General features: G+C 62.8%; 19 protein-coding genes. 10 read left to right on the forward strand and 9 right to left on the reverse strand.

Going from position 1 to position 19112, the window contains the following annotated elements; genetic code table 11:
- The coding region (locus tag WBB95_RS29400; protein ID WP_424490780.1) for a protein kinase at positions 1 to 1286 on the reverse strand (1286 nt) is incomplete at its 3' end.
- Positions 1287 to 1325: 39 nt separating this feature from the next.
- Positions 1326 to 2420: a cell division protein ZapE gene (gene zapE, locus WBB95_RS29405; RefSeq protein WP_424490781.1), complete on the reverse strand. Its 1095-nt coding sequence runs from the start codon at positions 2418 to 2420 to the stop codon at positions 1326 to 1328.
- Positions 2421 to 2635: 215 nt separating this feature from the next.
- Between zapE and WBB95_RS29410 the strand changes: the two genes are divergently transcribed.
- Genes WBB95_RS29410 through WBB95_RS29440 form a run of 7 tightly spaced genes read left to right on the forward strand, consistent with a single transcriptional unit; the run spans position 2636 to position 8982 of the window.
- A complete protein-coding gene (locus WBB95_RS29410; protein WP_424490804.1) occupies positions 2636 to 3136 on the forward strand; it encodes a Csu type fimbrial protein in 501 nt (166 codons plus the stop codon).
- A complete protein-coding gene (locus WBB95_RS29415; protein WP_424490782.1) occupies positions 3130 to 3672 on the forward strand; it encodes a Csu type fimbrial protein in 543 nt (180 codons plus the stop codon). Before WBB95_RS29410 ends, WBB95_RS29415 begins: the two co-directional genes overlap by 7 nt.
- Before the next feature lie 17 nt (positions 3673 to 3689).
- On the forward strand, positions 3690 to 4223 hold the full coding sequence (locus WBB95_RS29420; RefSeq protein ID WP_424490783.1) for a Csu type fimbrial protein: 534 nt from the start codon (positions 3690 to 3692) through the stop codon (positions 4221 to 4223).
- A 5-nt stretch (positions 4224 to 4228) separates the two neighbouring features.
- The gene (locus WBB95_RS29425; RefSeq protein WP_424490784.1) at positions 4229 to 4729 is read left to right on the forward strand and encodes a Csu type fimbrial protein; all 501 of its coding nucleotides are present in this window, start codon (positions 4229 to 4231) and stop codon (positions 4727 to 4729) included.
- A gap of 26 nt (positions 4730 to 4755) precedes the next feature.
- A complete protein-coding gene (locus WBB95_RS29430; RefSeq protein WP_424490785.1) occupies positions 4756 to 5541 on the forward strand; it encodes a fimbrial biogenesis chaperone in 786 nt (261 codons plus the stop codon).
- A 41-nt stretch (positions 5542 to 5582) separates the two neighbouring features.
- Entirely contained in the window at positions 5583 to 7976 is a 2394-nt protein-coding gene (locus WBB95_RS29435; RefSeq protein ID WP_424490786.1) for a fimbria/pilus outer membrane usher protein, read from the forward strand.
- A 16-nt stretch (positions 7977 to 7992) separates the two neighbouring features.
- A complete protein-coding gene (locus WBB95_RS29440) occupies positions 7993 to 8982 on the forward strand; it encodes a Csu type fimbrial protein (RefSeq protein WP_424490787.1) in 990 nt (329 codons plus the stop codon).
- On the opposite strand, the gene WBB95_RS29445 is transcribed toward WBB95_RS29440, so the two are convergent.
- Entirely contained in the window at positions 8979 to 9716 is a 738-nt protein-coding gene (locus WBB95_RS29445) for an anti-sigma factor family protein (protein ID WP_424490788.1), read from the reverse strand. The two genes, WBB95_RS29440 and WBB95_RS29445, sit on opposite strands and share 4 nt — an antisense overlap.
- Positions 9713 to 10219, reverse strand: coding sequence for a sigma-70 family RNA polymerase sigma factor (locus WBB95_RS29450; RefSeq protein ID WP_424490789.1), 507 nt, complete (start codon positions 10217 to 10219; stop codon positions 9713 to 9715). The genes WBB95_RS29445 and WBB95_RS29450 overlap by 4 nt, the downstream gene beginning before the upstream one ends.
- Before the next feature lie 169 nt (positions 10220 to 10388).
- Here WBB95_RS29450 and WBB95_RS29455 point away from each other — a divergent pair, with 169 nt between their 5' ends.
- On the forward strand, positions 10389 to 11471 hold the full coding sequence (locus WBB95_RS29455; RefSeq protein ID WP_424490790.1) for a catalase family peroxidase: 1083 nt from the start codon (positions 10389 to 10391) through the stop codon (positions 11469 to 11471).
- Positions 11468 to 12007, forward strand: a complete 540-nt coding sequence (locus WBB95_RS29460) for a cytochrome b (RefSeq protein ID WP_424490791.1) — start codon at positions 11468 to 11470, stop codon at positions 12005 to 12007. Before WBB95_RS29455 ends, WBB95_RS29460 begins: the two co-directional genes overlap by 4 nt.
- Before the next feature lie 18 nt (positions 12008 to 12025).
- On the opposite strand, the gene WBB95_RS29465 is transcribed toward WBB95_RS29460, so the two are convergent.
- Both WBB95_RS29465 and WBB95_RS29470 read right to left on the reverse strand, forming a co-directional pair.
- Complete coding sequence (locus WBB95_RS29465) at positions 12026 to 13177, reverse strand: M14 family metallopeptidase (protein WP_424490792.1); 1152 nt, start codon at positions 13175 to 13177, stop codon at positions 12026 to 12028.
- A gap of 465 nt (positions 13178 to 13642) precedes the next feature.
- Positions 13643 to 13996: a DUF6124 family protein gene (locus WBB95_RS29470; protein WP_424490793.1), complete on the reverse strand. Its 354-nt coding sequence runs from the start codon at positions 13994 to 13996 to the stop codon at positions 13643 to 13645.
- A 131-nt stretch (positions 13997 to 14127) separates the two neighbouring features.
- Here WBB95_RS29470 and WBB95_RS29475 point away from each other — a divergent pair, with 131 nt between their 5' ends.
- Positions 14128 to 14763: a LexA family protein gene (locus WBB95_RS29475; protein ID WP_424490794.1), complete on the forward strand. Its 636-nt coding sequence runs from the start codon at positions 14128 to 14130 to the stop codon at positions 14761 to 14763.
- On the opposite strand, the gene WBB95_RS29480 is transcribed toward WBB95_RS29475, so the two are convergent.
- The 3 genes from WBB95_RS29480 to WBB95_RS29490 are packed head-to-tail and all read right to left on the reverse strand — an operon-like array spanning position 14760 to position 19111.
- Positions 14760 to 16685: an acetyl/propionyl/methylcrotonyl-CoA carboxylase subunit alpha gene (locus WBB95_RS29480; protein WP_424490795.1), complete on the reverse strand. Its 1926-nt coding sequence runs from the start codon at positions 16683 to 16685 to the stop codon at positions 14760 to 14762. The genes WBB95_RS29475 and WBB95_RS29480 overlap by 4 nt on opposite strands.
- Positions 16682 to 17488 (reverse strand): gamma-carboxygeranoyl-CoA hydratase, encoded by an 807-nt coding sequence (locus WBB95_RS29485; RefSeq protein ID WP_424490796.1) that lies wholly within the window; start codon positions 17486 to 17488, stop codon positions 16682 to 16684. Before WBB95_RS29485 ends, WBB95_RS29480 begins: the two co-directional genes overlap by 4 nt.
- A 15-nt stretch (positions 17489 to 17503) precedes the next feature.
- Positions 17504 to 19111: a carboxyl transferase domain-containing protein gene (locus WBB95_RS29490; RefSeq protein ID WP_424490797.1), complete on the reverse strand. Its 1608-nt coding sequence runs from the start codon at positions 19109 to 19111 to the stop codon at positions 17504 to 17506.
- Position 19112 lies beyond the last annotated feature (1 nt).

Raw genomic sequence — 19112 nt, forward strand, 5'->3', positions numbered from 1 at the left:
GACTGCAGCAGCGCTTCAATCTCTTCAAACCCCGGCCGCGCCATTACCTCCGGCTGACAGCAGCGTTCCTGCAGCGCTTTGAGCGCCTCGTCGCTTACCCCGTCAACCCGCTCCAGCAATTCCCCCAGCAACACCCCGAACGCGCGCACTTCAATACGCTGTAACGCCCTGGTTTCCTCGGTGTCCGCCGTGGCATGGAACGACGCCGCGCCAAAATCCCCCAGCAAGCAATCACCTGCCGCATTCCACAGAATATTGTGGCCGTACAGGTCGCCATGCGTGATGCCGTGCCGGTGCAGGTGCGCCGCCACCGAGGCAACGCCGCGTGCCATGCGCAAGGCCACTTCGACGCTGAACCGCGTGGAGGGTTCGTAGATATCGCGGGTGCACGAGGCCAGGCTGGGCAAGGCCGCGAGGTTGCGGTAGCTCGGGTCGATCAGGTCCATCACCAGCGCAGCCTGGTCATCGGGGTGGTCAACCACGCGGCCTTCCACCTTGATCAGGTTCGGGTGCAACCCGGCAGCGATGCAGGCCTGCATTTCGTGCAACGGCGAGCCGTCGCTGGTGATCGTGCCTTTGTACAGTTTGACCGCGACGGGCAGTGCGTGCGGCGTCCACAGCGCCTTGCGAATGATCCCGGATGCGCCTTCGCCCAGCACTTCGCCCAGTTCCAGTTCAGGCCAGGGAATCTGCGGCGTCGCGTCATCAGCGGCCACCTCCACCGCGCTTTCCACCGGGTTACCGGCATAGGCCAGCCAGGTCAGGCTCGGCATCGTCAGCAGCCACTGTGGCAAGTGCGTCAGGCGGTTGGAGGCGATGCGCAGCAGTTCCAGGTTCTGGCACTGGGCCAAGCTTGGCGGCAGCTGCGTCAATTGGTTGCCGGCCAGCATGAGTTTTTGCAGCAGTGGGCGCTCGCCCAGCTCATTGGGCAGTTGGCTGATGCGGTTGTCGGTGAGGATCAGCCAGCGCAGCAGCGGCGGCAGCGCGGCGGCGGGGACGTGGCTGATCTGGTTGGCCTTGAAACCGATCATGCTCAGCTTTGCGCACTCGCCCAGGCAGCCGGGCAACTCGGTGAAGGCGTTGTCAGAGCAGAACAGCACGCGCAAGTGCATCAGGCGGTGCAAGTCGTCAGGCAGGCTGCTCAGGGCGTTGCCCGTGAGGTTGAGGATTTCCAGGGAGTCGGCCAGTTCGAAGATTTCCCGGGGGAATTCGGTCAGCCCGCAGGACAGATCCAGGCGCGTGATGCCGGCCAATTGGCCGGCCTTGAGTTGGGCGAGGGTATTCATGAACGGCGCGGTCACTCGGCAAGAGGGCGTAAATGGCGCTCATGATACCGGGTCAGGCGCGTGTTGCGGGCTGACCGTGTGCAATTGGTGCAGGCGGCTGGCGGTGCGGGCGAGGTCGATGGCCTCACCACTCAAGGCGCTTTCCAGCGGTTGTTCGCCGATCAGGGTCAGTTGCTTGTCGCGGTCGTAAAGCACATCCACCAGGTTGATAAAGCGCTGCTGCACGGCGATCGGGCAGTCTGCCAGCAGTGGCAGCCCGTCGATCATCCAGTGGTCGTAGTCCTGGCACAGCAGCAGGTAATCCATCACCGCCGTGAGTTGTTCGCAGAGGTCGTTGAACGTGAAGGCGATGGTGCGTGCGTGATGGCGGCGACAGGTCAATTGGCGAGTGCCGACGGTCAACGCCAGCGCAGGGCAATCGGCCGCGGGCAGCCCGAGTGCCAGGCGTTGTTCTGCCGTGCCGGGCCAGACGTAATGGCCGCGGGTGAAGCGCTGTTGCGCGTGGGCCTGGGGCAGGCTGCGAAAATCCTTGGGTGAACTGACTTCGAGCACGTCCATGCGCGCAGCGATCAAGTCGATCACCGGCTTGAAACGCTCGTGGTACAGCGGGTTGGGCAGTAAGCCGGCGGGCGCGTAGTTGGACGTCACCAGCACCAGCATGCCGCGTTGGAACAGTGCCCGGAACAGCCGGCTGATGAGCATCGCATCGCCGATGTCGTGGACGTGAAACTCGTCGAAACACAGGACCTGACAGCCCGACAGCAGCTCGTCGAGGGTGACGCCCAGGGCATCGTCATGCCCTTGGTGTTTGAACATGCCACGGTGCAGGCGCGCAAAGAACTCGTGAAAGTGCACGCGCTGCTTCTCGGCAATCGGCAGCGCCTGGAAAAAACCGTCGAGCAGCCAGCTTTTGCCGCGCCCCACCGGGCCATGCAAGTACAGGCTGCGCGTGGGCTGGCCGGCGAGCAGGTGTGTGGTTTCGCGTGCCAGCGCCGCAATCGCCTGGTCTTGGCCTGCGCTGAGGGTATAGCCCTGTTGCGCGGCCTTGCGTTGGAAGAAGGTGAGGATCGGCGAGGCGCCCACGGCCTCGGTGTTTTTACCGAGCAGGCGCCGGATCAGGGAAAGCACGGCCAATGCAGGTCTCTCTGGGGTTCGGTGGTCGCTCACTGTAGGGCGCCCGCGACGATTTGACCAATAGAGAAGGGCGCGGCCAGCTATCTCGAAACGGCATGGCGCAGGCGCAAACCTGGCCAGACTGGCAGTTTCCCCCTGAGTGACTAACCTCCTACACAGCAGTCACCCCTGTATAAGGAATTGGGGCAGTGAAGGGACCCGCAGTATTGGCAGTCATGGGCGCGATGCTCTGCAACACGGCTTATGCTGCGCAACTCCAGGTGGAGGTGCGCATCGACGTGCAGCGGGGCTGCCAGTTGGTGGGCACTACCCGCACTGCTGGCATCGAGCAACTTGGCGTATTGGATTTCGGCAGCGGCCCGCGTCTGGATGACCCGGCCGGCCCCCTGAGTGCGGCCCTGATCAGCCAACGCCAGCCCCGCCTCGAATGCAACCCCGACACCCCTTACCAGATGCGCGTTGACGGCGGCCTGCATGGCGGCGTTGGCGAAGTGCGCTACCTGAGCGCCGCAAGCCCTTCGAGCAAGCCCATTCCCTATCGAATTTATGCCGACGCTGCGCGGCGCATTCCATTACCCGTAAATGAACCGCTGAGCGGGCGCGTGCCGGACTCCGGCACGGTCGACCTGCCGCTGTATGGCCGTATCGAGCCGCTCAAGACAATTCCCGCTGTCGGCCGCTATACCGACCTGCTCAAGGTCACGGTCACATGGTAAGCCGGGGCTGGGCCCTCGTGGCCATGGGCGGCCTGTTGCTGCTGGCCAATGACGCCCAGGCAGCCGTCACCGGGCAGGTCCACGCGCGGCTGGTGATTACCGCCAGTTGCGAGGTGAGCAAAGGTGTGGAAAGCGCACCGGTGAGCCCTACAGGCGGGAGCGCATTGCTCGACTTCGGCAGCCAGGGCCCGACCTGGAATGACACGTTGGGCGCAGGCGTAACCGATGGGAGCAAGGCGCCACTGTCGGTGTCGTGCAACCCGTCAGTGGTCAGCAGTTTCACCGTGACGATCGACGGCGGCGCCCACGGTGACGGCACCACGCGGCGCTTGAGCAATGGCCGCCAGACTATTCCTTATCGGCTGTCAGCTGATCCGCTGGGGCAAAGCACCTACAGGATCGGCCAGCAACGCAATTTCGTCGTGGCCAAGGGCACACAAGTACCGATCCCGGTATTCGGTTCCGTGGTGGCGAATACCAGGGCCTTACCGGCCGGCATCTACACAGACACCCTGACGGTGACTCTGGATTGGTAACCATGAGGATGAACATCATGCATGCACTTGTATCGAAAGCGGTTTTTCCATTGATAGCGCTGGCGTGGGTGTCGGGTGCGCAGGCGGCCACGGTGGCCGGTACTGTTTCTGCGACGTTAATCCTGACCAGCAGTTGCCAGGTCAATGGGGCGGCGGCGACGGGCGGGATGAGCTTCGGTAACTTGAACTTCGGTACGGCCAACAGCCTGTTCACCGAAGCCGACGGCCAGGTATTGGGCGGCGGCGGCGGCGCATTGTCGATTCTGTGTTCGGCGGGTACCTCGCCGACGTTGACGGTGGCGGCGGGCGCCAATGACGGCAAGTCCCCCGGCGGCACGCGTGCGCTGTACGACGGCGTCGCCAACTACGTGCCGTATGACCTTTACACCGACAGCGGCCATTCGACGTTGCTGGCGATCAATGGGGTGATCCCCCTGGCGCTGAGTACCGGGGTGGCCCAGGCCGTGAACATTTACGGTAAGGCGACGGGTAAAGCAGGGCTGCCGGCCGGCACCTACACCGACATCGTTAACGTGACGCTGACGTTCTAAGTGCCATGAGCCGGGGAGGGTGGGTGGCGTTGGCGGTGTGCGTCGGCTGGGGTATGCCGGTGTCGCTGCTGGCGGTGACCAGCCAGTCGTTCCAGGTCAGCGCGACCATCACGCCGGGGTGCCTGGTGGTGGGTGGTGGCACGAACTACGGCAACGTGGCGTTCGGCACGTTTTCAGCACTGGCGACCAGCACGGCATCCGTCGCACTCACCAGTGGCGTAACCCTGCAATGTACGCCGGGGGTCGCCCTGAGCATGAGTGTGGACGGCGGGCTGCACAACAACAGCGGCCGACGCATGCAGCTCACTAGCGGCAGCGCCCAGGTGGCTTATTCGCTGTTTCGGGACGCGGCTTTCAGCCAGGCCCTGGGTATCAGCCAAAGCGTCAGCGTGACGTACAGCAACGCGAACAGCATCACCTTGCCGATTTATGGGCGAGTGCAGTTACCGGGTAACCAGCCTGGGGGGACGTACAGCGACACGTTGCAGGTGCAGCTGTCGTGGTAAGGCGATTGGCATAAGGAGTGAGATCTATGTTTGCAGCTTCCCGGCAATGGTGGGCAGCGGGTTTTAGCGGGTTGTTGGCATTGGCGGCGGGGCAGGCGCAGGCGGCCAGTTCGGTGCTGATCTGGCCGATCGACCCGGTGCTGGAGGCCGACCAACAGGCCAGCGCACTGTGGCTGGAAAATCGCGGCACCGAGACCGCTAACCTGCAGATCCGCGTGTTTGCCTGGACCCAAAGCGGTTTTGACGAGCAATACCAGAACCAGCGCGATGTTATCGGCAGCCCGCCGCTGGCGAAGATCGAGCCGGGCCAGAAGCAATTGGTGCGCCTGACGCGTACCAAAGACGTGCCGCCGGGCCAGGAGCTGGCCTATCGCATCATCATTGATGAAATTCCGTCGGCCACGCCTCCGGCAGCCCCGGCAGATGGCAAGACCGCTGCGGCGATCCGCTTCCAGATGCGTTACTCGGTGCCGTTGTTCGCCTACGGCCCAGGCCTTTGGAGCAAAGTCGACGGCACCCGCGACCGCGATCCGAAGAGCGCAGGCAAGCCTGACCTGAGTTGGAAAAAAGTCTCGGTGGGCGGGCACAGCTACGTCGAGATGCGCAACCAGGGGGCGGTGCATGCGCGCTTGACCGATGCCACCTTCAAGCAGGGTGGCCAGCCGCGCCCGTTGGTGGAAGGGTTGATGGGGTATGTGCTGCCGGGCGCGACCATGCGTTGGCCGGTGCCCGAGGGCCTGCCGGCCGATCAGCCGTTGCAGGTGCGAGTCAATGGTGCGACGCAATTGGAGAGCCTCGCACCGGGGCGGTAACGCAGTGCGGTAGGGCATGGAGCAGCCCCTGATGTTAACGGATGGAGATGTCCATTGATGGACACAAAGTGTTGGTGAGCCACGATCGAGCTCGATGTCTTTGGCGGTCGGTGTGGGTGGTGGGTGGTTTGTCTGGCCTGGCGCTTGCGCCGCCGGGCTTCGCTGCGCCATTACCGCCCCCTCCCAGCAGTATGGAGGCTGTTGCCGATGCGCAGTTATTCCTGGAGTTGGTGGTCAACCAGATGGACACCGGTCGCGTGGTTGCCGTCAATCAGCGCGCCGGGCAGCTGTACTTGCCGGCGTCCGTGTTGCAGGAAGTCGGTATGAAACTGCCGGGTGAGGTTCCCACGGAGGTTGCATTGGAAAACCTGCCCGGCCTGCACACCGACTACGACAGCCAGGGCCAGCGCCTGATGCTCAGCGTGCCGCCCGCCTGGTTGCCGGAGCAATTTATCGGCAACCGCAACAACTACCCACGCACTCCGGCGCTGACCAGCTTCGGCGCATTGCTCAACTATGACGCCTACCTTAACGATACGGATGACTCGGGCACCTACCTCGGCATCTTCAACGAGGTCAGGCTGTTCGACACCTGGGGCACGCTGTCCAACACAGGCCAGTACCGCACCACCATCGGCCGTGAGACGGCCGGCAGCAGCCTGGATAACGGCTATCGGCGTTATGACACCACCTGGCGGTTTTCCGACGATGAACGTCTGTTGACCTATGAAGCGGGTGATGTGATCAGCGGCGCCTTGCCCTGGAGTACGTCGGTGCGTCTCGGTGGTGTGCAAGTGTCACGGGACTTCGGGGTACGTCCGGACCTGGTGACCTACCCTTTGCCACAGTTTGCCGGCGAGGCGGCGGTGCCGTCGTCGGTGGACCTATTTATCAACGGTTACAAATCCAGCAGTGCCGACCTGCAGCCCGGGCCATACACACTGACCAACGTGCCGTTTATCAATGGCGCGGGGGAGGCGGTGGTGGTCACCACCGACGCCCTCGGCCGTCAGGTATCGACCACGGTGCCGTTTTATGTGACCAGCACCCTGCTGCAAAAGGGCTTGTCAGACTTCTCGGTGGCGGCGGGTAATCTGCGTCGCGACTACACCTTGCGCGATTTTGGTTATGGGCCCGGTGTGGCCAGCGGCACTTTCCGTTACGGGCTATCGGATGTGTTTACGCTGGAAAGCCATGCCGAAGCTTCCAACGACCTGACCTTGGGCGGCGTGGGCGGCAACCTGCGCATGGGCAACTTCGGTGTGCTCAACACGGCCGTCAGCCAGAGCCAATATGACGGCAGGACCGGCCAGCAACTGAGCCTGGGTTACCAATACAGCAACCAGCGCTACAGCTTTTCGTATCAACGGGTGGAGCGCCGTGACGAATACGCCGACTTGAGCCTGATCGATACGCCCTACGCCAGCCTCAGCAAACGCAGCCAGCAGGCCACCTTGAGCCTGAACCTCAACGATTTTGGCAGCCTGGGTGTGGGCTATTTTGACGTGCAGGCCGCCGACGACTCTCGCACTCGGCTGGTCAACATGACGTGGAGCAAGTCGCTGTGGCGCAACAGCAGTTTTTACCTGTCGGCCAACCATGAAGTGGGGGACAGCAGTTGGGCGGTACAGGCGCAATTAGTCATTCCGTTCGACACGTACGGCAGCCTGAGCCTTGGCACCGAGCGCAGCAAAACCGGGCAGAGCCAGCAGCGGGTCAATTACAGCCGTGCTGTGCCCTCCGAGGGCGGCGTGGGCTTCAACCTGGGCTACGCCAGCGGGGATGGGCCGGCTTATCGCCAGGCCGACCTGACCTGGCGCCTGCAATCGGTGCAGTTGCAGGCGGGCGTGTACGGCAGCAGCGACGCTGAAACCCGTTGGGCGGATGCCAGTGGCTCGTTGGTGTGGATGGACAATCAGGTGTTCGCCGCCAACCGTGTCAACGATGCGTTTGTGGTGGTGAGCACGGACGGTTTCAGTGGCGTGCCGGTGCGCTATGAGAACCAGGTGGTGGGTGAAACCGACCGCAACGGGCACTTGCTGGTGCCGTGGACCAGCGCCTATTACCGGGCCAAATACGAGGTCGATCCGCTGAACCTGCCGTCCAACGTGCAAGTGCCGAACGTCGAGCAACGGGTTGCTGTGCGCCGTGGCAGCGGCTATCTGCTGGAATTCCCGATGCGTCGCGTGCTCGCGGCGAGTATCACCTTGGTTGACGCCCAGCATCAGGACTTGCCGCTGGGCAGCCAGGTACGGCATGAGCAGAGCGGCGCGCTCGCGGTGGTGGGCTGGGACGGCCTGGTCTACCTGGAAAACCTGGTGGCGCATAACACGTTGCAGGTCACAGTCGGTAACGGCCAGACGTGCCAGGCCACGTTTGAACTGGATGCCACACAGGAGCAAGTGCCGCTGATCGGGCCACTGGTGTGCCAATGACATAAGGAGTGTGCGTGTGCGGGTCAAGGAATGGGTGTGGCGGTGGTTGTTGTTGGCAAGCCTGGGCGTTTCGGCACAGGTGCAGGCGGTGTGTTCGGTGGTGGCCACCGTACCGGCCAGCTTTGGCACGACGGTCAGTTCGATGACTGTGCGAACCGCGTCCCAGCCCAGTTCCACCACCAACGCCGGGTTGAGCTGCACCCCGGCCGTGTTGTCGGTGCTGGCCTCCAGCGACCATTTCTACGCGACCGTCAGCGGCTCGACGCAAGGCGGGTTGGTCGGGCCGACCGGGGATGTCATCAACTATACGGTCTATGCCAACAACACCACGTCGTTTCCGATGACACGCGGCACGGCCTTCGATTTCGGTGGCAGTGGCGGTATTGCCGCGTCACTGGGGCTGGTTTTTGGACCGGGTACCAAAACCGTGCCGCTGTATTTCGCCACCAACATCGGCAGTAACGTGGCAGCTGGGGTGTATAGCGAAACCCTGAGCATTTTCTGGAACTGGAATTATTGCTCGGGTATCGGGCTTGGCGGGATATGCCTGGGCCGCGAGGTCAACAGCGGCACGGCGACGTTGAACGTCAGCATGACCGTCGTCAATGACTGCCAGATCACCACCCCGCCGATTGCATTTGGCAGTGCCCCGGTGGTCAGTGCCTTCGCCACCGTCAATGGCCAGGCCAGCGTTGCCTGTACCAAAGGCAGCGCCTACACCGTGGGCCTCAGCGACGGGCAGCACCCAGTCAGTGTGGGCGGCCGCCGACAGATGATCTCCGGCACCAACTTCCTGGCTTACGACATCTTCCAGGGCGCCGGCAGCACTCGCTGGGGCAGCGTCGGCGCGGCGCGACGGGCCAGTTCGTCTGCCGAGGTCAACCCGGGCAATGGTCTGGGCACCGGCAGCCAGGTATTCAACTACAACGCCAAGGTCTACACCGACCAGACCACGCCGCCGGGGGGGACCTACCTGGATAACGTGGTGCTGGACGTCGGGTTTTAGAACTTCAGCATCTGCGTGGTGGGCTGGTCCGCCGGGCTGACCACCGCATAGTTGTAGCCGGCGCCCGACCAGTACTCGGCCTGCAGGCCGTCGGCGCTGCGGCGGCCACGCGGCAGGAAACCGTTTTCAGGGCCCGGTGGCCGAATGTAGAAACTGATGCGGCGACCTTGCGGGTCCTCGTACAACACCATGGCCGCCGCGCCTTGCTCCGTGGTGAGCAAACGCCCGCTGACGGGCTTGAAGCCTGATTGGCTCAAGTCAGGCAGGCGGTGGGCCTGGTTGAAGTAGTGGTCCAGCCAGGCCTGCATGGTGCCGCCGTCTTGAGTGCTGTAGTCCGCCGGCATGATGCCGTCCTGGGCAAACAAGCGGAATGCTTGCATCGCATCGGCCATCGGCAGCATCGGCGGTTGGGTCACTTCGCGGGCATGCCAGCCACCCAGGCCACCGAGGCTGACGGCGATCAGCAGCACGGCCGCCGTGGCGAAGTGGCGGCGCGATTGATGCTTGATGCGCTGGCGAATCAGCGCCGGGTCCAGGTCGGGGTTGGCCGGTTGCTGCAAGGCACCGCTCAATGACGCGCGCAGCACGTGCGCATCCTGTTGCCAGGCCTGGACTTGGGCGGCCACATCGGGGTGTGACGCCAACCAGGTCTCTAGCACCCGGCGGTCACTGTCCAGCAGTTGGTGGTCGACGTAGGCGTGCAAATCGCGTTCGCTGGGGGGAAGGCTGATCATTTGAGTATCCGCAGGGAAGGGCTGGCAATTTCGCCATCACTGAGTTGACGCAAGGCTTGCCGCGCGCGTGACAGGCGTGACATCACGGTGCCGATCGGCACATCGAGGATGTGCGCGACGTCCTTGTAGCTCAAGCCCTCGACCGACACCCAAAGCAGCAGGGCTCGCTGCTCGGTGGTGAGCTGGTCGAAGGCTTGCAGGGCCGATTGGGCCATCACCGTACGTTCGACCGAGGGTTGTGCGTCGTCACGGCCGGTAAAGAATTCGAGCATGCGTGCGTAGCGCCGGCTGCGCCGGTGGGCGTCGAGGAACTGCCGGTAGAGGATCGAGAACAACCAGGCGCGCAGGTCGCCTTCGATGCGCTTGTCGGCCCAACTGATGATCGCCCGTTCCAGGGTCGACTGCACCAGGTCGTCGGCGCTGCTGGCGTTACGGGTCAGGGAAACGGCAAAACGCCGCAACCTGGGGATGAGTTCACGTAGCTGTTCGTCGAGTTCATGCATGGTCGTCTGGCTGGTCACTACGCTGGGACTAGAGAGACGTCCGGCGTTGAAGGTTATTCCCGGCCCTGAAAAATAAACTCAAGGCCCTGGAATAGAGCGGATCGGCGTTCGTCTTAATGCTCCGACCTTATGTTTCACCCCCTAAGGCCTTAGGCCCTGGAGTCACTTCATGGTAGATCACTCATCACCGCCCCGTCCGCCGTTGAGCACTGCGAGCCTGATCGCGCGACTCGCCGGGATCGGTGCCGTGGTTGCGGTTGTTGCCGGGGCATTTGCCTACGTCAACGGCTCTCTCGACCCACAGCGCCTGCGCCCTAAAACCCTGGTCAATGCCCTGGAAACCAATAACGGTATACACCCGGGCTTCCGCCGCAACCACGCCAAGGGTGTGTGCGTGGCCGGTTACTTCGAGAGCAGCCCGGACGCGCGTGCGTACTCCAGTGCCCAAGTGTTCAGCGAAGCGAAAACCCCGGTAATCGGGCGCTTTGCCTTGCCCAGCGGCAACCCTTACGCGCCGGACAGCAGTGTGCCGATCCGCAGTTTCGCCCTGCAATTGACCCAGGCCAACGGCCAGCAATGGCGCACGGGAATGAACAGTATGCCGGTGTTCCCGGTGGGCACGCCTGAAGCGTTTTATCAGATGCTCAAAGCCGGTGCGCCAGACCCGGCCACCGGCAAGCCGAACCCGGCGAACATGCCGGCGTTTTTCGCCTCCCACCCGGAAACGGCACCATTCCTGGCATGGGTCAAGACCGCCAAACCGTCGGCCAGCTACGCGACGGAAACCTATAACGGCATCAACGCGTTTTACCTGGTGACAGCCGACGGCAAGCGCCAGGCCGTACGTTGGGGCGTGGTACCGCAAAGCCAGGATGCGCCAGGCGATACTGCGCCCTCAGGCAGTGACTTTCTGGAAAAAGACCTGGTGCAGCGCCTGACCTCAGGGCCGTTGCGCTGGCAGTTGAACATGACCTTGGCCAACCCGGGCGACCCGCTGGACGACGCCAGCAAACCCTGGGCCGGTGAGCACAAGGTGCTGAACGCCGGCACCCTGGTGCTGCAAAGCAGCCAGCCGCAGGCGGACGGTGATTGCCGCGACATCAACTTTGACCCGCTGATTTTGCCCAGTGGCATCGAAGCCTCCAACGACCCGTTGCTGGCCGCACGTTCGGCAGCCTATGCCAGTTCGTACCTGCGCCGCGCCGGTGAAGTCAGCCCGCTGCACAGCGCCCCTCAGGAGTCGAAGCCATGAATGCTCAACCACGGTTTTTCGCACCCTTGGCCCGCCTGCTGCATTGGTTGATGGCACTGATGATCATCGCCATGCTGTTTATCGGCGCGGGCATGGTTGCGTCGGTCTCGGAACGGCATGAATGGCTGATTCACCTGCACAAACCGCTGGGGATTGCGATCCTGGCGCTGGTGATCGTGCGATTGGTGGTGCGTTTTTCCACCCGGCAACCGCCGTTGCCCGCCGATTTGCCACTTTGGCAGGCATTGGCGGCCAAAGCCTCCCACGTACTGCTCTACGCGTTGATGCTGGTGTTGCCATTACTGGGCTGGGCGATGATTTCGGCGGCCGGTGACCCGGTGATGCTCAGCAGTTCGGTGCAATTGCCGGCGTTGGTGAGCGCGAATGCGCCGCTGTTTGCGTTCCTGCGCAAGGCCCATGGCTATCTCGCCTACCTGTTGTTCCTGACGGTGCTGGTGCACCTGGCGGCGGCGTTGTTCCACGGGCTGATCCGTCGTGACGGCGTGCTGCAAAGCATGACCGGCACCAAGGACTGATGCCGGCGGGCGAGGCGGTTAGCGCAGCGCGGAGACGATATCGGCCACGCTGCTTAATACGTCCTTGCCCAGCTGCTTTGAGCGTTCGCCTGACCAACCGGTTTTCGGGTTGGGCGCGTCGTCGTTGTCCTTGAAGGGCATTTCCAGGGTCAGCGACAAGCAGTCGTACTGCTCACCGACGGCATTGCAGGCCAAGGTCATATTGGCTTCGCCCGGCAGGTCGCGGGTGTAGCCGTGGGCGGTCTGGAAGTCGCGGGTGAGGGCGCTCAAGTGGCTGCGGAAGTGTTTTTCCAGCGCTTCGATACGCGGCGTATAACCCGGGTTGCCTTCGCAACCGGCGGTGAACACGTAGGGGATTTCTTCGTCGCCGTGGATATCGAGAAACAGGTCGACGCCGTATTTCTCCATCTGCTGCTGGGCAAACAGCACTTCGGGGCTGATCTCCTGGCTGGCGCTCTGCCAGGCACGGTTGAGGTCCTGGCCCATGGCGTTGGTGCGCAAGTGGCCGTGGAAAGCGCCGTCGGGGTTCATGTTGGGGATCAGGTACAGGTCGGCAACGGCCAGGAGCTTTTTCAGCTCGGCATCACCGTCCTGTTGCAGGCGTTCGATGATGCCTTCCATGAACCATTCGGCCATGTGCTCACCGGGGTGTTGCTGGGCAATGATCCAGACTTTGCGCTGGCCCTCGCCACCTTTGCCGCGGCGTAGCAGTTGGATATCACGGCCTTCGGCACTTTTGCCGGTGGCGAGCAACTGGGTGCCGGCGCGGCTCAGGGCTTGCTCGATCAGCCAGTCGTGGCGCTCACGGCTGTAGGGTTCGAAGTAAGCGAACCAGGCGTGTTTTTCGCGGGTTTCCAGCGTGATGTGAAGGGTCTCGCCATCAAAGCGCGTGGGTACGCGGAACCAGTTGATATGGTCGTAGGACGCCACGGCGTTGTAGCCGCTCCAGGCGTTTTTATAGGAAGACTGGCTCGCATTGCTCAGGCGGAAACTGTGGGTATGGCCCACGTGCATGCCTTCGGCCTTGAAGTGAAACCATTGGAAATGGGGGCTGCGGGTATCGGGCTTGATTGCCAGCAGCAATTGGTAAGCATCGCTGGCATCCAGGACCTGGATGTTGCCGCTGTCGAAGTCGGTGCTGATCTTGATGGAGGTCAAGGCCACGGTCATAGTCTGATTGCCTGAATATGAGTGTTGTGGCGGATATCTTACACAGGAGTCAGGCAAAATCTTGATGCAAAATTGTTGCATGGAGGAGGGGGCGTCATCCCTGACGCGACAGCAGCTTAGAATCTATGAGATTGATTCTCAAGCGCTATTTCGCAAAGATCCGGGCTAGAGCGCTCGTTCGGCTTTCTTTTGGCGATGCTCTTTTGCTACCATGCGCGCCATCAAGCAACACACAGTCTTCATTAGCCTGAAGCCATGCCAGAAAAACTGGCAAAAAAAAGACCCGGCCAAAGAGCCGGGTCAAAAACCGTGATTAGCCTGATGAGGAGATATTCCAAGAGTCCGACCTAAGGTCCCTTGGTCTATCGACTGATCTCGCGATCAGCTGGGTCCAATAATAATCATTATCATTTGCAAGTCAAATGTTTTTATCCATGGGATAGAAATATTTATCTTCGCGCCTGCTTATGCGCCTGCCTGACCTGTGGCTGGCGCCTGCAACGAACGCTCAACCATCGCCTTCGCCATATCGATCAAATACACCACTGAAAATGCCAGGTCTCGCTGATTGCCCTGATGGCTGCTCGCCGATTCGTAGGCTGTAGCGGCTGCGCTGCGCAACAGCTCCGATGCGTGCACCAGGGCTTCTTCCTGGCTGATGCCGGGCTTGATGGCGAACAAGGTCCCGTCCGGGACGGATGCCGACATATCTTCTTTCAAGTAATAGTCCAGCGCACGCCGGGCGGCGCCGCTGTTGCGCATGCCGTGCAATTCGTCGTTTTCAGGTGTGTCGGGCAGGAGGTACGGGGCTGTCGTCATAAGGGTCGGTACTCTGGTGGTGGGGCGAAAACCATAGAACCGATGATAGTACGTATCGTATTTATGTCCTTTTATGGATTACTACAAACTGTTTATTGCCCTGAAAAATACGCAACGTATTGTCAGCCCCCATGGATAACTGGATAGCGTTGGTCAGAGCCAACATGAAAGACCGCAAGGTCACGCAGGATAAACTCGCCGAGCGCTTGGGCATGTCCCAGGGCGGCGTCGGCCATTGGCTCAACAAGCGCCGTGTGCCGAGCCTGGCGGACATGAACCGTGTGCTCGCGGAATTGGGGCTGGGTTACCTTGAGGTTACGCTGGACATTCGTGAAAGGGCCGATGAGGAACCGGCACTGGAAAAACACTACAACCCGTATTTCCGTTACCCGGTCAGTGACTGGAGAGGTGTCTGCGAAATTCGCGAGGAGCGCGCGGCCTATGGTCCGGCGCGTTTTGAATTGACGGATTACCACGCCCAGGGCGAAGCCTTCTGGCTCCCCGTGACGGGCGACGCCATGACCGCTCCCAGCGGCCTGAGCATCGGCGCCGGGATGATGATCCTGGTGGACCCGGCCATCGATGCCGAACCCGGCAAATTGGTGGTCGCACAATGGGCCGACAGCACCCAGGCGACCTTTCGCCAGTTAATCGAAGAGAGCGGCCAGCGCTACCTGGTGCCGCTCAACCCGACGTATCCCAAGCTGCTGTTCACCGACGACTGCCGCATCCTCGGCGTCGTGGTGCAAGCCATGGCGAAGTTCTAGTCCGCCGCTTCCAACTCCACCAGCGCACTGCCTTCGGCAACCATTTCGCCTTCCTGGCAAAACAGCGCCTTGACCACCCCGGCCTGGGGCGCGCGGATGCTGTGCTCCATCTTCATCGCCTCCAGCACCACCAGCTGCGTACCGGCTTCGACGGCTTGACCCACTTCCACCAACACCCGCACGATGCTGCCGTTCATTGGCGCCGTGAGGCCGCCTTGATGAGACAGGTTGGCCTCGACGGCCGCAATCGGGTCAAACAGGCTGACGGCGTGCATCTCGCCGTCCCAGCGCAGGTACACCGTGCCTTCGCTGCGTACTGCGAGATGGGCACGCCGCACGCCGTGTTGCTCGATCCACAACTGCTCGCCCTGCCATTTTGCAGCGCCACTGACCAACGTCACCAGCCGGTCTTGGCCGCTACTGCTCAAGTGCAGCGACACCTCGGCTGGCAACCCCGCGCGAAATCCGCGTGTATCCGCCCAAGGCCCTTCACCGACCGGCAAGCTCTGCATAAAGGCTGCACCCGCCGCCTGCCAGAACTCATCGCTCAACGCCTTGGCCGCTGGCAACAACTCATCCTGATAACGCGGAATAAACCCGGTGTCCAAGTGCGCCGCCGCAAACGCCGGGTGCCCGATGATCCGCCGCAGAAAGCCCAGGTTGGTCTTAAGCCCGCCGATGGCAAACTCATCCAACATGCTCAGCAAACGCAGGCGCGCCTGTTCACGGTCTTCGCCCCAGGCAATCAATTTGCCGAGCATCGGGTCATAGAACGGTGACACGCTGTCGCCTTGCTCGACGCCGCTGTCGACGCGACGCCCTGGGCCTGGCGCGGATTCGCGGTAGAGCGCCAAGTGCCCGGTGGCCGGCAGGAAATCATTGGCCGGGTCTTCGGCATACAGGCGCACCTCAATCGCGTGCCCAATCAGCGGCACCTGCGCCTGGGTGATCGGCAGCGCCTCGCCCTGGGCGACGCGGATCTGCCAGGCCACCAGGTCGAGGCCGGTAATCGCCTCGGTCACCGGGTGTTCCACCTGCAGCCGCGTGTTCATCTCCATAAAGAAAAACTCGCCGCGCGCGTCCAGCAAAAACTCAACCGTACCCGCGCCCACATACCCGATGGCCTGGGCTGCACGCACGGCGGCTTCGCCCATGGCATTGCGCTGTTCAACGCTCAAGCCGGGCGCCGGGGCTTCTTCCACGACCTTTTGATGACGACGCTGAATCGAACAATCGCGCTCGTTCAGGTACAGGCAGTGGCCGTGCTGGTCGGCAAATACCTGGATTTCCACATGGCGCGGCTTGAGCAGGTACTTCTCCACCAGCATCTGCCCATTGCCGAAAGACGACAGCGCCTCACGCTGGGCGGAGGCCAGGGCTTCGGCCAACTGGCTGACGTCCTCGACCACCTTCATGCCCTTGCCACCGCCGCCGGCCGTGGCCTTGAGCAGCACCGGGTAGCCAATGCGCGCGCAGGCGGCGCGGAAGGTTTCGAGGTCCTGGGCTTCGCCGTGATAACCCGGCACCAGCGGCACCCCGGCGGTTTCCATCAAGGCCTTGGCGGCCGACTTGCTGCCCATGGCGTCGATTGCCGAGGCGGGCGGGCCGAGAAAGATCAGGCCGGCGGCTTCAATCGCGCGCGCAAACCCGGCGTTTTCCGACAGGAAGCCATAGCCCGGGTGAATTGCCTGGGCACCGCTGGCCAACGCGGCGGCGATGAGCTTGTCGATTTGCAGGTAGCTCTCAGTGGCCTTGCTGCCCCCCAGGTCCACGCGGATATCCGCCTCGCGGCTGTGCCGCGCGTCGCGGTCGGTGGCGCTGTGCACGGCCACGGTGGTCAGGCCCATGGCCTTGGCGGTGCGCATCACCCGGCAGGCAATCTCGCCGCGGTTGGCCACCAGCACGGTGGTCAGTGTGCTCATGAGCGTGGCTCCTGGGCTTGCCAGGTGGGCGGGCGTTTTTGCAGGAAGGCGCGCAGGCCTTCCTGGCCTTCGGTGCTGACGCGAATTCGGGCGATAGCGTTCTCGCAGTAGCGGCGCAGGGCCGGGGTGAGGGCGCCAGTGCCGACTTCACGCAGCAAGTCTTTGCTGGCGCGCATGGCTGCCGGGCTGTTTTGCAGCAAGTTGGTGGTCCACTGTTCAAGCTGCTGGTCCAGCTCGGCGGCAGGATAACTTTCTGCCAGCAAACCGATTTCACGCGCACGCTGGCCGCCGAAACGCTCGGCGGTCAGGGCGTAACGCCGCGCCGCCCGTTCGCCGATTGCCTTGACCACGAACGGGCTGATGACCGCCGGGGCCAAGCCAATGCGCACTTCCGACAGGCAGAACTGAGCATCATCCGCGCCAATCGCCATGTCACAGCAACTGATCAAGCCCAGCGCACCGCCGTAGGCCGCGCCTTGCACCACGGCCAGGGTCGGGATTTTCAGCTTGGCCAGGTTGTACATCAACTCAGCCAGCTCGCGGGCGTCGTCCAGGTTGGTGTGGTAGTCGAGTTCGGCCGACTGCTGCATCCAGGCCAGGTCGGCGCCGGCGCTGAAGTGCTTGCCACGCCCGCGCAGCACCAGGAAACGCAGGGATGCATCGCCCTGCACCTGGTCGAGGGCGATGATCAGTTCGCGGATCATCTCGGCATTGAACGCGTTGTTCTTGGCTTCACGACTGAGCCACAGCGTGGCAAAGCCGCGGCTGTCGGTGACCAGTTCGAGGGTGTTGAAATCGCTCATGGGGTACAGCTCCATTTACATGCGGAACACGCCGAAGCGGCTCGGCTCGATGGGGGCATTCAGCGCGGCGGACAGGGCCAGGGCAAGCACTTCGCGGGTTTGCAACGGGTCAATCACACCGTCATCCCACAGACGCGCACTGGAGTAATACGGGTGGCCCTGGGTTTCGTACTGGTCGAGGATCGGCTGCTTGATGGCGGCCTCTTCCTCTGCGCTGAACTCTGCGCCCGCACGTTCAGCCTGCTCGCGCTTGACCTGTACCAGCACGCCTGCCGCCTGTTCTGCGCCCATCACGCCGATGCGCGCGTTCGGCCACATCCACAAAAAGCGCGGGTCATAGGCACGCCCGCACATGCCGTAGTTACCGGCGCCAAAACTGCCACCGATGATCACGGTAAATTTTGGCACCTTGGCGCAAGCCACGGCCGTGACCAGCTTGGCGCCGTGCTTGGCGATGCCGCCGGCCTCGTACTTCTGGCCCACCATGAAGCCGGTTATGTTTTGCAGGAACAGCAGCGGAATCCCGCGCTGGCAGGCCAGCTCGATAAAGTGCGCGCCTTTTTGCGCGGCTTCGGCGAACAAAATGCCGTTGTTGGCCAGGATCGCCATTGGGTAGCCGTGCAGGTGCGCAAAACCGCACACCAAGGTGGTCCCGAACAGCGCCTTGAACTCATCAAACACCGAGCCGTCCACCAGCCGCGCGATGACTTCGCGCACATCGAAAGGCTGCTTGGCGTCGGCCGGGATCACTCCGTAAAGTTCTTCGCTGCTGTACAGCGGCGCCACGGGCGTGCGTTGTTGCAATTCGCCCTGCTTGCGCCAGTTGAGGTTGGCCACGCTGCGCCGGGCCAGGGCCAGGGCGTGTTCGTCGCTGTCGGCATAGTGGTCGGCGACGCCGGAGATCTTGCAGTGCACATCGGCACCGCCCAGGTCTTCGGCGCTCACCACTTCACCGGTCGCAGCTTTTACCAGTGGCGGCCCGGCGAGGAAGATGGTGGCTTGCTGGCGCACCATGATCGCTTCGTCCGCCATCGCCGGAACATAGGCGCCCCCGGCGGTGCACGAACCCATCACCACGGCGATCTGCGGAATGCCCTGGGCGCTCATATTGGCCTGGTTGAAGAAGATCCGCCCGAAGTGCTCGCGGTCCGGAAACACTTCGTCCTGACGCGGCAGGTTGGCGCCACCGGAGTCGACCAGGTAGATGCACGGCAGGCGGTTCTGCTCGGCGATGGTCTGGGCGCGCAGGTGTTTTTTTACCGTGAGCGGGTAGTAGGAGCCACCTTTCACCGTGGCGTCGTTGGCGACGATCATACATTCGACGCCTTCCACCCGGCCGATCCCGGCGATCACACCGGCTGCGGGTACGTCTTCGCCGTAGACTTGGTGGGCGGCCAATTGGCTGAGTTCGAGAAACGGCGAGCCTGGGTCGAGCAGGCGATTGATGCGTTCGCGAGGCAGCAGTTTGCCGCGCGAGGTGTGGCGTTCCTGGGCTTTGGCGCCGCCGCCTTGCTGTACGTTGGCAAGCAGGGTATGCAGGGCGTCGACCTGCTGGCGCATCGCCGCGCTGTTGGCGGCAAACTCCGCCGAGCGCGGGTTGAGTTGGGTGTGCAAGGTGGCCATG

The organism is Pseudomonas sp. (genome assembly GCF_049645325.1).
Lineage (GTDB): Bacteria > Pseudomonadota > Gammaproteobacteria > Pseudomonadales > Pseudomonadaceae > Aquipseudomonas.